Genomic DNA, 14816 nt, shown 5'->3' with positions numbered 1-14816 from the left:
ACTCGAATAACTCCCTTCGTGCGACGTTTTTTGTAGGAGCCCACTTACAGGGACGTCGGAAGCTTTTTTTGGGGTATTTCGAGGTTCCCTGCAGGATCGAGCCTACGTAGACGCCGGTATGTCCAGGGCGACGACGTCCGGACGGCGTCCATCCAGCCTTTCGCGCCAGCGCAGGAACGGGCGCTCCACCGCGTAGTACAGCGCCGCGCCTGCCGCCAGCACGCCCACGGCATACAGGCCGAACGCCGCCAGCCCGTGCAGCTGCCACGGCCCCACCCACCAGGTCGCCACCGCATGCAGCGCCAGCTTATGGCTCAGGTACAAGCTGTAGGAGACGCGCGCCATCCAGCCGACGCCCGGCAGCCGCCAGTGCGTGTGCATGGCAGTGACGGCGCCGACGCACAGGGCCAGGGCCAGCGACAGCAGCGGGTAGCCGAACACCGACGGCCACAGGCCCAGCCGCTCGCGGAACATCCACAGCGCCAGCACGAACAGGCCGAGGCCCGCGGTCAGTACGAGGCCCGCATGGCGCTGCAGGCGCATCCACGCCCCGGGCCGGCCCACCCTCAGCGCCGCCAGCGCCACGCCCGCGAGCAATCCGTCCAGCCGCGCCCACGTCGGGTAGTAGATGCCCTCGACGAAACGCAGGCCGAACGCCGGCCCGGGTTGCCCGATCACCGGCGCCATGTCGTGCAGCCACACGTAGCCACGCACGGCCATGCCGAAGCCGACCACGCCCAGCCCCACGGCCAGCGCCTTGGCCGGCGACGGCCGCCGCATCAGCCACCACCCCAGCCAGGGAAACACGAGGTAGAAGTGCTCCTCCACGCACAGCGACCAGGCATGCGAGAACGCCTTGTCGTGCTCGTAGTCGATCAACAGGTTGAGCGTGAAGCTGAGGAACTGCCACGCCGGCGCCAGGCCCGGCGCCTCGCGCAGCGCCGGCCAGGCGGCGTAGACCGCCAGCACGACCAGGAATGCCGGCAGGATGCGGAACGCGCGACGCAGGTAGAACGCCCGCCACGCAAGCGCCTCGCCACGCGCCAGCGGCGCCAGCAACTGAAATCCGATCAGGTAGCCCGAAAGGACAAAGAACAGGTCCACGCCGATCCAGCCGTCGTTGCCCAGCCACGCGAAACGCTCGCCCAGGCCGCCGACCACGTAGGAATGGAACAGCATCACCCATGCGATCGCCCAGGCACGCAACAGGTCCAGTCCGGGAACGCGGTGCATCGCAAGATCCTTTTCGTATGCAACGGAAACGGCAGTCTTGCCGAACCGGGCCTGTCCGGTTCGGGCAAATCGCGGCCGAAATGGAGGCGCGCGCATGGCCGTGGATGGCGTTCGAAGCGCAATTTTCACCCGTGGCCGCCTAACGTGGACAACCTCATCCACTTCCGAAGGAGCCGCGATGGGGCTGCAGGGCAAGGTCGCGCTGGTTACCGGCGCAGCACAGGGCATCGGCCGCGCCATCGCGCTGCGGCTGGCGCAGGAAGGTGCCGCGGTGGCGATCGAGGATCGTGTCGCCAACGACCGTGCCCGGGAGACGCTGGCACAGGTCCAGGCCTGCGGCGTGCAAGCCTGCCTGATCGAGGGCGACATCGGCGAGGTGGAGGTCGACCGGCGCGTGATCGCCGAGGCGGTGACCCAGCTCGGCCGGATCGACATCCTGGTCAACAATGCGGGCGTCGAACGGCGCGCCGGGTTCCTCGACGTCACCGAGGCCGACTACGATCTGGTGCTCAACGTCAACCTCAAGGGCGTGTTCTTCCTCACCCAGGCGTTCGCCCGCCACGTGCGCGAGCGCGGCGACGGCGGCCGCGTGGTCAACATCAGTTCGGTGCACGAGGAATTGCCCTTCCCGCACTTCGCCAGCTACTGCGCCAGCAAGGGCGGCGTGAAGATGCTGATGCGCGACCTCGCCGTGGAGCTGGCACCGCTGGGCATCACCCTCAACAACATCGCACCCGGCGCGATCAAGACGCCGATCAACGCTCACCTGATGAGTGACCCGGCGTTGATGAAGGCGCTGATGAAGAACATCCCGCTGCAGCGGCTGGGCTCGCCCGAGGAAGTCGCCGGCGCGGTGGCCTTCCTGTGTGGTGGCGACGCCAGCTACATGACTGGCAGCACGTTGTTCATCGACGGCGGCCTGCTGTGGAACTACGCCGAACAATGACCGACGAGACCAAACGCCAGAACGAGGAAAAGGCCGCCAGCGTCCCCAAGGCCGACACGCTCACGCCGGCGGACCGCTACCAGGAGCTGTTCGTCGACGTGCAGATGGGCGGCGTGTTCGCCGACAGCAAGACCTTCGTCGACTGCGTGCCGCGCGGGGATCCGGAAGACATCCTGGAGTGCTATCGGGAGAAGTGCGACGACGAAGGTTTCGACCTGGCCGGTTTCGTGGACACGCACTTCGAGCCGCCGACGGTGCACACCAGCAACTACAAGTCGCCGCCGGGCCAGTCGCTGAAGGCGCACATCGACAGCCTGTGGGACGTGCTCACCCGCCACCCGCGCCAGCATCCGCCGAACTCGTCCATCCTGCCGCTGCCGAACGACTACGTGGTGCCCGGCGGGCGCTTCGCCGAGCTGTACTACTGGGATTCGTACTTCACCATGCTCGGCTTGGCCGAAAGCGGGCGGCACGACCTGGTCGCCTCGATGGCGGACAACTTCGCCTACCTGATCGATACCTACGGCCACGTACCCAACGGCAACCGCACCTACTACCTCAGCCGCTCGCAACCGCCCGTGTTCGCGCTGATGGTGGAGCTGTTCGAGGATTGCGGCGTGCACAAGGCGATCGAGTACCTGCCGCGCCTGCGCAAGGAATACAACTACTGGATGGCCGGCGCCGAGGACATGCGCCCGGGCGATACGCGCGGCCGCTGCGTGAGCCTGGACGACGGCAGCATCCTCAACCGCTACTGGGACGATCGCGACTCGCCGCGTGAGGAGTCCTATCACGAGGACGTGGCGACCGCGCGCCAGTCCTCGCGCGCGGCGCACGAGGTCTACCGCGAGCTGCGCGCGGGCGCGGAGTCGGGCTGGGATTTCAGCTCACGCTGGTGCGATGGCACCGACCTGTCGACGATCCGCACCAGCTCGATCCTGCCGGTGGACCTCAACTGCTTCCTGTTCAAGCTGGAGCGACAGATCTGCCTGCTCAACCATGCCGCCGGGCAATCCAGGCAGGCGGAGAAGTTCCGGCAGCGGGCCGTGCTGCGCAAGAAGGCGATCGAGCGGTTGCTGTGGAACGACCAGGCTGGCGCTTTTTTCGATTTCGACTGGGCGCGCGACGCGCCGCGCGAGGCGCTCAACAGCGCCGCCGCCACGCCGCTGTTCGTCGGCCTGGCCAGCCGCGAGCAGGCCCGGCGCACCGCCGACGCCCTGCACGACCGACTGCTGTCCCAGGGCGGCCTGGGCACCAGCGAATCGCTGAGCGGGCAGCAATGGGACCAGCCCAACGGCTGGGCGCCGCTGCAGTGGATGGCGATCCGCGGCCTGCGCAATTACGACATCGACGCCACCGACATAGCTTGCCGCTGGCTGCGCACCGTCGGCACGCTCTACAAGTCGGAAAGCAAGTTGGTGGAGAAGTACGTGATCACCCACGACGGCGAGAACGCCGAAGGCGGCGGCGGCGGCGAGTACCCATTGCAGGACGGCTTCGGCTGGACCAACGGCGTGACCCGCCGGCTGCTGCACGAGGATCCCGCCAACGAGGCGAACGAAGCCAAGGCGGCCAGCAAGCCGTAACGTTCCCGCAGGGTCGGCTTCAGCCCACACGCGCAGGCATGGTGGGCCGAAGTCCACTCTGCGTAGCCCGGATGCAGTCTACAGACCCAGCTTGCGCATCAGCGCCTGCGCGTCGAACGGCGCGTGCACCTTGGCATCGTTGTCGAAGTAGCAATACACGTCGCGCCCGACCCGCTTCGGCGGCGCCCGCTCGCTGGCGCACACGGCATCCTCCGGCTCGCCGCCTTGCGACCAGACCCGGACGCGCGCCGCCCAGCGCTCCAGCGCCTCTTCGCCGTAACCGCTGGTGTAGAGCTTCTCGTCACCGTGCAGGCGCAGGTACATGAAGTCGGCGGTGACGTCCTCCAGGTAGGGCCAGCGCCCGGCGGTGTCGGCCACCACCAGTGCCACCTTGTGCCGGCGCAGCAGCGCGATGAAGTCCTCGCAGATGAAACTGTCGTGGCGGATCTCCAGCGCGTGGCGCAGCCGCCGCTTGCGGTCGGGCGTGACGCTGGCGCCGTGCTTGAGACGATGGTCGTGCCGGCGCGCGTGCGCCGCCGCCTGGGTGGTGTCACGCGGCAATGCGCCGAGGAATTGGTCGAACAACGGCTCGTCGAAGCGCTGGTTGGGCGGGCACTGCCACAGGATCGGCCCCAGCTTGGCGCCCAGCTCGAACACGCCCGAGGCCAGAAAGTTGGCCAGCGGTCCGTCGATATCGCGCAACCGCTTGATGTGGGTGATGAAGCGCGGCCCCTTCACCGCGAACACGAAGCCGCGCGGCGTGGCTTCGTTCCAGCCCGCGTAACTCGCCGGCCGCTGCAGGCTGTAGAACGAGCCGTTGAGCTCGATGCTGCCGACCTGACGCGAGGCATATTCCAGTTCCGCGCGCTGCGGCAGATCCGCGGGATAGAACACGCCGCGCCAGGGCGCGTAGCGCCAGCCGGAGATGCCGATGCGGAGTTTCGCCACGCTTGTTCCCGTCGCCGATGCCACCGGCCATGCAAGCCGCTGTCGGGTGATGCACCGGTGAAGCGCGGCCCAGGGCATCGTCGTTGGGCGCCGCGAGAGCGGCAACGGCACGGTCCCGCACGATCATCCGGCCACCGCTCGCCAACCCGCACCGAGGCGGGAGTTCTTCAAACCTCGCGGTGGCGGAAGCAACCGACCAGATGGTCGTTGACCATCCCGGTGGCCTGCATCAGGGCGTAGCAGATGGTGCTGCCGACGAAGCGGAAGCCGTCCTTCTTCAACGTCTTGCTCATGCGGTCGGAGACGGCGGTGGTCGCCGGCACCTCGGCCGATGTCTTCCAGCGGTTGCGCAACGGCCGGCCTTCGACGAACGACCACAGGTAGGTATCCAGGCTGCCGTGTGCCTCGATCGCGGCCAGCGCGGCGCGGGCATTGTCGCGCGTGGCGGTCACCTTCAGGCGGTTGCGAATGATGCCCGGATCAAGCAGCGCTTTTTCCAGCTCGCGGTCGCTCATGCGCGCCACGCGGGCGATGTCGAAGCCATGGAACACCTCGCGGTAGCGCTCGCGCTTGGCCAGCACCGTGCGCCAGGACAGTCCCGCCTGCGCGCCCTCCAGGCAGAGAAACTCGAACAGCACGCGGTCGTCGTGCAATGGCGCGCCCCACTCGGTGTCGTGGTAGGCGCAAAGCAGGTCGTCGGTGGCCCAGGCGCAGCGCTGCATGTGGATTCCCGTGGTGGCAGGGCGCCACTGTAGCGCAGCGCCTGCGGCGTACACTGGCGCACTTTCCCCCGCACCCTTCCCGTCATGTCGAACCCTTCGCCGCAGCGCGGCGCACTGGCCGCGCTGGCCGGCACCATCCTGATCTGGGCCTACAGCTGGGTGGTGATGAAGCAGGCGCTCGACTGGGCCGGGCCGTTCGATTTCGCCGCGCTGCGCTATCTGTTGGGCGCGGTGGTGCTGTTCGCGGTGATGCTGGTGAGCAGGCAATCGCTGCGGCCGCCGCCGCTGTTGCCAACGGTGCTGATCGGCCTGTTCCAGACCGCCGCGTTCCAGGGGCTGGAGCAGTGGGCGCTGGTCGGCGGCGGCGCCGGGCACGTGGCGCTGCTGGCCTACAGCATGCCGTTCTGGGCAGTGCTGCTGGCCTGGCCGCTGCTGGGCGAGAGACCCTCGGCACGGCACTGGCTGGGCCTGGCGCTGGCCGCGGTGGGCCTGCTGTGCATCCTGGAGCCGTGGCAGGGCCTGGGCAGTCCGTTGAGCACGGTGCTGGCGCTGGCCGGTGGCGTGGGCTGGGCCGGCGGCACGGTGCTCAGCAAGCGGCTGTTCCAGCGCCACGCGGTGACGCCGCTGGCGCTGACCAGTTGGCAGATGCTGGTCGGTGCGCTGGTGCTGGGTGTGGTGGCGTTGCTGGTGCCGTCGCGGCCGATCGTCTGGAACTGGGCGTTCGCCGGCGCGCTGGCCTACAGCGCGGTGATGGCCTCCAGCGTGGCCTGGGGCCTGTGGCTGGTGGTACTCAAGCGCCTGCCCACCACGGTGGCGAGCCTGTCCAGCCTCGGCGTGCCGGTGGTCAGCGTGCTGCTGGCGTGGCTGATCCTGGATGAGCGGCCCGACGCGATGGAGTGGCTGGGCATCGCGCTGGTGCTCGCCGGGTTGATGGCCGTGGTCGGCGTCGGGGCCCGCCGCAAGCGTACGTAGCCTGGCGGAGGGTGGGCTTCAGCCCACCATCCCGCACGCCGCAAGGTGGCGGTGGGCTGAAGCCCACCCTACGGATCCGCTTACCAGGGCAGTGCGTCGAGGTCGACGTTGCCGCCGGTGAGCACCACGCCGACGCGGCGGCCGGCGAAACGTTCGCGGGCCTTGAGGATCGCCGCGAGCGCGGTGGCGCTGGAGACTTCCACCACCAGTTTGAGCTCCTGCCACAGCAGGCGCATGGCGGCGACGGTTTCCGCGTCGCTGACGGTGATGATGTCGACCCGGTGCGTGCGCAGCGCCTCCAGGTTGGGCTCGCCCACCAGCGCACGCAGGCCGTCGCAGAGCGTGTCCGGAACCACGTCCGTGACGCGCTCGCCGCGGGCGAGCGAGCGCGCCGCGTCATCGGCGCCGGCCGGTTCGGCGGCATGGAGCACCAGTCCGGGCCGCAGCGCATGCGCGGCGATCGCCACGCCGGCGGCCAGCCCGCCGCCGCCGACCGGCGTGACGATGGCCTCGAGCTGCGCCACCTGGGACAGCAGTTCCAGCCCGATCGTGCCCTGCCCGGCCATCACCTGCGTGTCGGCATACGGATGCACCAGCACCGCGCCGGTGTCCTGCACCAGTTGTGCGGTGGTGGCCTCGCGCGCCGCCTGGGTCGGCGCGCAGCGATGCAGCAGCGCGCCGGCGCGTTCGATCGCCTGCAGCTTGGCGCGCACCGCGCCCTCGGGCACCACCACGTGCGCGCGGATCCCGCGGGTGGCCGCGGCCAGGGCCAGCGCGTTGCCGTGGTTGCCGGACGAATGCGTGACCACGCCGCGCGCGGCGCTCGCCTCGTCCAGTGCCCACACCGCGTTGCAGGCGCCACGGAACTTGAACGCGCCACCGCGCTGCAGGTTCTCGCACTTGAAATGCAGCTCGGCGCCGGCGAGCGCATCGAGCGCGTCGCTGCGCATCACTGGCGTGACGCGCGCATGCGGCGCGATGCGCGCGGCGGCGTCCTGGATCCGGGCAAAGGTGGGCAGGGCAACGGTGGTCATGGCAGGTCGATCTCCACGCCGCAGCGGAACGTGCGTGCGGCGCCAGGTTCAAGTCGGATGGCGTGGGCGCAGTCGGCCCGGTTGAAGGCGTCGGGCAGGCTTTCCATTGGTTCCAGCGCGATGGAGCGGCGCGCGCCGCGTTCCAGCGTGTCGCCGGTGAAGGCCAGCATGACACCGTGTTCCTGCCACACCGCGATGGCAAGACCGCGTTTCGGTTCGCGCAGCCAGGTGCGTGCGCGGCCGTCGGCGTCGGACCGCAACCGTGCGTAGGTGTGGTTGAGTTGCCGCGTGCCGATCGCGCGCGGCTGGCGGAAGTCCAGCTCGGGCGCCTGGTCCAGGGGCAGATAGGCGGTCTCGGCCGGCAGCGGAATGAAATCCTGGTCGGTGCGGATCACGCAGTCCGCCGGGATGTTCAATTCCCACGACGCCAGTGGTCCGTCGCCCAGACGGAAGTACGGATGCCACCCGACGAAGGCCGGTGCCGCGGTGATCCCGACGTTGCGCAGGGTGGTCTGCAGCGTCAGGCCGTCGGCCGCCAGCGTGTAGCGCACCGCCAGGTCCAGCGTGAACGGATAACCCGGCCGCGGCCCGATCGTGGTGGTGAACGCCACTTGCGCCGTGCGTTCATCCGCCGCCATCGCGCCGATGGCGAAATCGGCATCGCGCGCGAAACCGTGCCGGCTCGCTCGTGCTCCATCGGGGGCGTCCGGCAGCAGGTCGTGTTCGATCCCGTCGAAGCGGTAGCGCGCATCGGCGATGCGGTTGGCGAACGGCGCCAGCACGGCGAAGCGCGAGCCCGGCCGCGCGCCGAGCTCGACGGCATCGCGGTGGCCGTCGGCCAGCTCCAGCCAGCCGCCGCCGAAGCGCGCCGCCAGCCCCAGCACGCAGGCGCCGTGCCGTGCGATCCGCACGCGGCGACCACGCACCGTGTCGTCCAATACCACCACCGGCTGCGTGTCCAGCCACTCGATGGCGGCGTCGAAAGCACCCATGTCTCGGCCCGGTCGCGAAAGCGTCGCATGTTAGCCTGAGCCTTCCCCCAGCGGCTTTTTCCCCATGACTGCGCGCGACGACCAGACCCCCTCGCCCATCCGCCTCGCCGACTACCGCCCACCCGCGTGGGCGGTCGACCGGATCGAGCTCGAGTTCGACCTGGGGATCGACACCACCGAGGTGCGCACGCGCCTGCACCTGCGCCGCGATGGCGCGCAGGACGCGCCGCTGCGGCTGGACGGCGAAGGCCTGGAGCTGGTCGACATCTTGCTGGACGGCCAGCCGCTGGACGCACAGGCCTACCGCTATCGCGACAGCGTGCTGGAGGTCGATGGCGCCGGCGACGGCAGCGTGCTGGAGACCCGCGTGCGCGTGCGCCCGGCGGCCAACACCGCGCTGGAAGGCCTGTACCTGTCAGGCTCGCGCGAGCACGGCTTCCTGCTGACCCAGTGCGAGGCCGAGGGCTTCCGCCACATCACCTTCTTCCCCGACCGCCCGGACGTGCTGGCGCGCTACACCGTCACGCTGCGCGCCGACCGCGCGCGCTTTCCGGTGCTGCTGGCCGGCGGCAATCCGGACGGTGCCGGCGAGCTGCCGGATGGGCGCCACTGGGCGCGTTTCGTCGATCCGTATCCCAAGCCCAGTTACCTGTTCGCGCTGGTCGCCGGGCGGCTGGAACATCTCGAGCGCGACTATCGCACCGCCGACGGGCGCGACGTGAGGCTGGTGATCTGGGCCGAAGCGGACGTGATCGACTGCTGCCACTTCGCCATGGACGCGCTCGAGCGCGCCATGCGCTGGGACGAGCAGGCCTACGGGCGCAACTTCGACCTTTCCGTGTTCCATGTCGTGGCCACGCACGACTTCAACATGGGCGCGATGGAGAACAAGGGCCTCAACATCTTCAACGCCAAGTACCTGCTGGCCGATCCGGACACCACCACCGACGACGAATACCGCGCGATCGAGGCGGTGATCGGCCACGAGTACTTCCACAACTGGAGCGGCAACCGCGTGACCTGCCGCGACTGGTTCCAGCTGTCGCTGAAGGAAGGCCTGACCGTGTTCCGCGAGCAGCAGTTCTCGGCGGACATGAACTCGGCCCCGCTCAAGCGCATCGACGACGTCGCCCTGCTGCGCCGCGCGCAGTTTCCGGAGGATGCCGGTCCGCTGGCCCATCCGGTGCGTCCGTCCGCGTACAGCGAGATCAACAACTTCTACACCGCCACGGTGTACGAGAAGGGTTCGGAGCTGGTGCGCATGCTGGCCGGACGGCTGGGGCCGGAGGGCTTCCGCCGCGGCATGGACCGGTACTTCGAGCGCAACGACGGCCGCGCCGCCACGCTGGAGGATTTCCTCGCCGCGCTGGGCCAGGCCAACGACATCGACCTGTCGCCCTACCTGGCCTGGTACGGCCAGGCCGGCACGCCGCAGCTGTCGGCCGTCGGCCATTACGACGCCGACACGCGCTCCTACACGCTGACCCTGCGCCAGCACACGCCGGCCACGCCCGGCCAGCCGCACAAGCGGCCGCTGCCGATTCCGGTCAAGCTCGCGCTGTTCGATACGGACGGCCGCATGCTGCCGCTGCACGATGGCGCCCCCGAACAGGTGGTGGTGCTCGCCGCGGACGAACAGGCGTTCGTGTTCCCGGGCATCGAACGCGCGCCGGTACCCTCGCTGCTGCGCGGTTTCTCTGCCCCGGTGGTCCTCGACGCCGCCTACGCGCCGGCCGAGCTGGCCCTGCTGCTGACCCATGACACCGACGGCTTCAATCGCTGGGAGGCCGCCCAGCAGCTGGCATGGGCCGCCTACGCCGAACTGCGCGACGGCCACGGCCGCGAAGCGTTGACGGTATGGAGCGACACGCTGGCCGGGCTGTTCGACCAGGCCGCGCTCGACCCCGCGCTGCTGGCCGACCTGCTGACCCCGCCGGGCGAAGTGGAGCTGGCCGAACGCGAGACCGACGTGGACCCGGCGCGCATCCACGCGCTGCGCCAGACGCTGCAGCGCGAGCTGGCCGACCGCATCGGCGTCAATCCGCTGGCCGAGCGCTACCGCACCCTGGTCGCACAGGCCAGCGATGCGCTGGACGCGCCCAGCCAGGCGCGGCGGCGGCTCAAGCGCCGCGTGCTGGAACTGCTGGTGCTGCTCGACGCGGCCACAGCGCAGGCGTTCGCGGCCACGCAGTTCGATCGTGCGACCACCATGACCGACCGGCTGGCCGCGCTAGCCGTGCTGGTGCGCAGCGGGGCGCCGCAAGCGTCCGAAGCCCTCGCCCGCTACCGCGCGCGCCACGCCGACAATGCGCTGGCGCTGGACAAGTGGTTCGCGGTGCAGGCGCAGATCCCGGGCGAGCCGGCGCTGGGGCGCGTGCGCGCGCTGGAGACCGATCCGAAGTTCACGCTGAAGAATCCCAACCGCGTGCAGGCATTGCTGGGCACCTGGGCGCGCGGCAACCCAAGCGGCTTCCATCGGGCCGATGGCGAGGGTTACCGGTTCCTGGCCGCGCGGCTGGCGACGCTGGATGCGCTCAACCCGCAGGTGGCGGCGCGGTTGGCCACGGCCTTCAACGGCTGGCAGCGGCTGGAGCCGTCGCGGCGCGAACAGGCACGCGCGGCGGTGGCGGAACTGGCCGGAAAGCGCCTGTCGCGCAACCTGGCCGAGATCGTCGGCAACATGCTCAAGGGCTGAGCCACGCGGGCTTCACGGTCCTCGCAGGAGCCCACTTGTGGGCTCCTGCAGGGGTGCGGCGGGCGTCCTGTGCCGGGGTGCGGCCGCAGATCGCTCAGGCGGCCAGCTGGCTCAGCGCGCTGCGCAGGCGGTGCATGTGCGATTCCAGGCGCGGACGCAGCTGCTGGCGCTCCTGCTCGCTGCGCGCGGTCAGGTGTTCGATCGCCATCTGCACCTTGCCGATCTCGATCATCAGGTCGTGCCGCGGATAGACAGGCTGGAAGTCGAAGACGTTGTTCATGACAGAACAGATCTGGTTGGGTTGGTGAAGCGGACTCTGCAATGCGCGTGCCAGAGCGTGATCGCCGTCACATTCAAGCCCCGGCCTGTTTGGCGGGCTGACGCTGAGCGTCAACTGCCTTACAAAAAAAAGCCGGAATTAGTCACTTTTTATTCACGACCGTACTGGGAATATCGCTCTCGCAGTCGCGACGGATCGCGACGACGCCCGCGAACTTTCCGGTTTCTGGCGCCCGGCAACACGGTCATCCTGGATTCCCCCTGTTCCTGAGACCGCCGGGCGCCAGATCTAAGCAAACCAAGCCCCGCCATTGGCGGGGTTTGGTTTTTCCGGGGTACGGAAAAGGCGACGGCGCCGTGGGAAGCCCCAGCGGCGCCGTCATGCTTCCTCTCCCGGTACGCGGTCAGGCCCCTGTCTGCCCGGCCTCGGCGCGCGATCGCGCAGCGTCTGCCCATGGAAAGTGCACGAAAGGTGAAGCAGTATTCGTGCCAAGCTCTTGATTATGCACGGGAGCGCGCGCCGAAGCGCTAACATAAGCACGTTTCGTCCTGCACGCGTCCCGCGCCTGTCACTTATGATCCATCCCACCCGCTACGAAGTCATCGTGGTCGGCGGCGGCCATGCCGGCACCGAGGCCGCGCTGGCCGCGGCCCGCTGCGGCGCGCGCACGTTGCTGCTGACCCACAACCTGGAAACCGTGGGCGCGATGAGCTGCAACCCGGCCATCGGCGGCATCGGCAAGGGCCACCTGGTCAAGGAGATCGACGCGCTCGGCGGCGCCATGGCGCATGCGGCCGACCGCGCCGGCATCCAGTGGCGCACGCTCAATGCCTCCAAGGGACCGGCCGTGCGCGCCACGCGCTGCCAGGCCGATCGCGCGCTGTACCGCGCGGCGATCCGGCACATTATCGAATCGCAACCCAACCTCGAGCTGTTCCAGCAGGCGGTGGACGACCTGCTCATCGAGGGTGGCCGCGTCACCGGCGTGGTCACGCAGATGGGCGTGACCTTCCGCGCCGCTGCGGTGGTGCTGACCGCCGGCACCTTCCTGGCCGGCAAGATCCACATCGGCCCGGCGCAGTACGCCGGCGGGCGCGCCGGCGACCCGCCCGCCAGCACGCTGGCGCAGCGCCTGCGCGAACTGCCGGTGGCCGCCGATCGCCTGAAGACCGGCACGCCGCCGCGCATCGACGCACGCAGCATCGACTTCAGCGGACTGGACGAGCAGCCGGGCGACGATCCCGCACCGGTGTTTTCCTACCTCGGCACGCGCACCGAACATCCCCGCCAGGTCAGCTGCTGGGTCACCCATACGTGCGAGCGCACGCACGAGCTGATCCGCGGCGCACTGGACCGCTCGCCGCTCTACAGCGGCCAGATCGAAGGCGTCGGCCCACGCTACTGCCCGTCGATCGAGGACAAGGTGGTGCGTTTCGCCGACAAGGCCTCGCATCAGATCTTCATCGAGCCGGAAGGCCTCGACAGCGTCGAGATCTATCCCAACGGCATCTCCACCTCGCTGCCGTTCGACGTGCAGCTGGAACTGGTGCACTCGATCCGCGGCTTCGAACGCGCGCACATCACGCGCCCCGGCTACGCCATCGAGTACGACTACTTCGACCCGCGCGGGCTCAACCCGTGGCTGGAAACCAAAGCCATCGGCGGGCTGTACTTCGCCGGCCAGATCAACGGCACCACCGGCTACGAGGAAGCGGCGGCGCAAGGCCTGGTCGCGGGCCTGAACGCCGCGCGCACGGCCCGCGGCGACGCACCGTGGTACCCGCGTCGCGACGAGGCCTACCTCGGCGTGCTGATCGACGACCTCACCAGCAACGGCACGCTGGAGCCCTACCGCATGTTCACCTCGCGCGCCGAATACCGGTTGCACCTGCGCGAGGACAATGCCGACCTGCGCCTGACCGAACAGGGCCATGCGCTCGGCGTCGTACCGCAGGCGCGCTTCGACGCGCTGCGCGCCAAGCGCGAGGCGGTCGAGCGCGAAACCCACCGCCTGGCCCACCTGTGGGCCGCGCCGGCCAACGCACTGGGCCAGGCCATCGAACGCCAGCTCGGCACCCCGCTGAGCCGCGAGACCAGCGCGCTGGACCTGCTGCGCCGTCCCGAACTCGATTACGCCAGACTCACCGCCGTCGCCGGACTCGGCCCGGCGGTGGCGCGCGAGGACGTCGCCGCGCAGGTGGAAGTGCAGGCCAAGTACGCCGGCTACCTGGAGCGCCAGCGCGACGAGATCGAACGCCAGCGCCGCCACGAGCACACCGGCATCCCCGATGGTTTCGACTACGACAAGGTGCGCGGCCTCTCCGCCGAGGTGCTGGCCAAACTCAAGCGCACGCAGCCGGCCACGCTCGGGCAGGCGGCGCGCATCGGCGGCGTCACGCCCGCGGCGATCTCGCTGCTGCTGGTGCACCTGAAGCGCCGCAGCGCCTGACACCGCCCCCTGCTGCCCCATGCAGGTCGTGTGAGGAACCTGCAGGAGACCGGCGACAGGCCACCGCTGGATCGCGCCCCGTGCGCGACCTCGCCCTGCCCCATGGCATCATCAAGCCCAACGACGTTCGTGGAGCAAGCGATGGAAATCTGGATCGGCCGCGACGGCCAGCGCCATGGCCCGTACAAGGAGGAGGACGTGCGCCTGTGGCTGCGCGAAGGCAAGCTCGCCGCCGAGGACCTGGGCTGGTACGAGGGCCTGGCCGACTGGCAGCCGCTGTCGGTGCTGTTCCGCGACGCACTGGCGGCGGCGCCGCCGGTCCCGGCCGACGCTCACGCACCGGCCATGCCGCCGCCGACCACCACCGCGTCGCTCGAGGACTACGCCGGGTTCTGGAAGCGGCTGGCCGCCTACATCATCGACATCATCGTGCTGTACGTGCCCAACATGCTGATCATGCAGGCGTTCGGCAACGGCGCGGCGCAGGCCCGGCTGGAGCAGGCGCTGCTGGCGGCCAGCACGGACCCCAACGTCATGCTCGCCGCCTATGGCCAGTACTACGAGACCATGCGCGTCGGCATCGCGCTGACCGCGGTACTGGCCTGGCTCTATTTCGCGCTGTGCGAAAGCTCCAAGTGGCAGGCCACCGTCGGCAAGCTGGCGATGGGTATCCGCGTGACCGACCTGGAAGGACGCCGCATCAGTTTCTGGCGCGCGCTGGGTCGCTACGCGGCCAAGATCCTCAGCTGGATGATCGTGGCGATCGGCTTCCTGATGATTGCCTGGACCCGGCGCAAGCAGGGTTTGCACGACATGCTGGCCAACACGCTGGTGCTCAATGGCCGCGCCAGCGCGTTCCACAGCCCGGCGCCGCGCGACGACCGCTCCTTCCACGCGTAGGGCCGCGTAGGGTGGGCTTCAGCCCACCATCACCACGCCGCAAGGTGGGCTGAAGCCCA

General features: G+C 69.5%; 12 protein-coding genes. 6 read left to right on the top strand and 6 right to left on the bottom strand.

Annotation, left to right across the window (positions count from 1 at the left end; genetic code table 11):
- Positions 1-102: 102 nt before the first annotated feature.
- On the bottom strand, positions 103-1233 hold the full coding sequence (locus tag OSC30_RS02055; protein ID WP_267170167.1) for an acyltransferase family protein: 1131 nt from the start codon (positions 1231-1233) through the stop codon (positions 103-105).
- 178 nt (positions 1234-1411) lie between these two features.
- Between OSC30_RS02055 and OSC30_RS02050 the strand changes: the two genes are divergently transcribed.
- Together OSC30_RS02050 and treF are read left to right on the top strand one after the other, a co-directional pair.
- Entirely contained in the window at positions 1412-2179 is a 768-nt protein-coding gene (locus OSC30_RS02050) for an SDR family NAD(P)-dependent oxidoreductase (protein WP_267170166.1), read from the top strand.
- Positions 2176-3765, top strand: a complete 1590-nt coding sequence (treF, locus tag OSC30_RS02045) for an alpha,alpha-trehalase TreF (protein ID WP_267170165.1) — start codon at positions 2176-2178, stop codon at positions 3763-3765. The genes OSC30_RS02050 and treF overlap by 4 nt, the downstream gene beginning before the upstream one ends.
- Before the next feature lie 78 nt (positions 3766-3843).
- Here the strand turns inward: treF and OSC30_RS02040 are convergent, their stop codons facing one another.
- Positions 3844-4713: a DUF72 domain-containing protein gene (locus tag OSC30_RS02040; RefSeq protein WP_267170164.1), complete on the bottom strand. Its 870-nt coding sequence runs from the start codon at positions 4711-4713 to the stop codon at positions 3844-3846.
- 167 nt (positions 4714-4880) lie between these two features.
- A complete protein-coding gene (locus OSC30_RS02035) occupies positions 4881-5435 on the bottom strand; it encodes a DNA-3-methyladenine glycosylase I (RefSeq protein WP_267170163.1) in 555 nt (184 codons plus the stop codon).
- A gap of 84 nt (positions 5436-5519) precedes the next feature.
- On the opposite strand from OSC30_RS02035, the gene OSC30_RS02030 reads away from it, so the two are divergent.
- Positions 5520-6407, top strand: coding sequence for a DMT family transporter (locus OSC30_RS02030; RefSeq protein ID WP_267170162.1), 888 nt, complete (start codon positions 5520-5522; stop codon positions 6405-6407).
- An 80-nt stretch (positions 6408-6487) separates the two neighbouring features.
- Here the strand turns inward: OSC30_RS02030 and OSC30_RS02025 are convergent, their stop codons facing one another.
- Entirely contained in the window at positions 6488-7441 is a 954-nt protein-coding gene (locus tag OSC30_RS02025; RefSeq protein ID WP_267170161.1) for a pyridoxal-phosphate dependent enzyme, read from the bottom strand.
- On the bottom strand, positions 7438-8433 hold the full coding sequence (locus OSC30_RS02020) for an aldose 1-epimerase (protein ID WP_267170160.1): 996 nt from the start codon (positions 8431-8433) through the stop codon (positions 7438-7440). Before OSC30_RS02020 ends, OSC30_RS02025 begins: the two co-directional genes overlap by 4 nt.
- A 64-nt stretch (positions 8434-8497) precedes the next feature.
- Here OSC30_RS02020 and pepN point away from each other — a divergent pair, with 64 nt between their 5' ends.
- Entirely contained in the window at positions 8498-11128 is a 2631-nt protein-coding gene (gene pepN, locus OSC30_RS02015) for an aminopeptidase N (RefSeq protein WP_267170159.1), read from the top strand.
- Between the two features lie 94 nt (positions 11129-11222).
- Here pepN and OSC30_RS02010 read toward each other — a convergent pair whose 3' ends face one another.
- Positions 11223-11408 (bottom strand): hypothetical protein, encoded by a 186-nt coding sequence (locus tag OSC30_RS02010; RefSeq protein WP_267170158.1) that lies wholly within the window; start codon positions 11406-11408, stop codon positions 11223-11225.
- Between the two features lie 574 nt (positions 11409-11982).
- Here OSC30_RS02010 and mnmG point away from each other — a divergent pair.
- A complete protein-coding gene (mnmG, locus tag OSC30_RS02005) occupies positions 11983-13857 on the top strand; it encodes a tRNA uridine-5-carboxymethylaminomethyl(34) synthesis enzyme MnmG (RefSeq protein ID WP_267170157.1) in 1875 nt (624 codons plus the stop codon).
- A 141-nt stretch (positions 13858-13998) separates the two neighbouring features.
- Entirely contained in the window at positions 13999-14757 is a 759-nt protein-coding gene (locus OSC30_RS02000; protein ID WP_267170156.1) for an RDD family protein, read from the top strand.
- The last annotated feature ends 59 nt before the right edge of the window (positions 14758-14816 follow it).

It is taken from the genome of Frateuria hangzhouensis (genome assembly GCF_026410505.1).
In the GTDB taxonomy this organism is placed as follows: Bacteria; Pseudomonadota; Gammaproteobacteria; order Xanthomonadales; family Rhodanobacteraceae; genus Frateuria_A; species Frateuria_A hangzhouensis.
The sequence above is the reverse complement of the archived record's forward strand: the minus strand, read 5'-3'. Positions and strand labels throughout refer to the sequence as shown.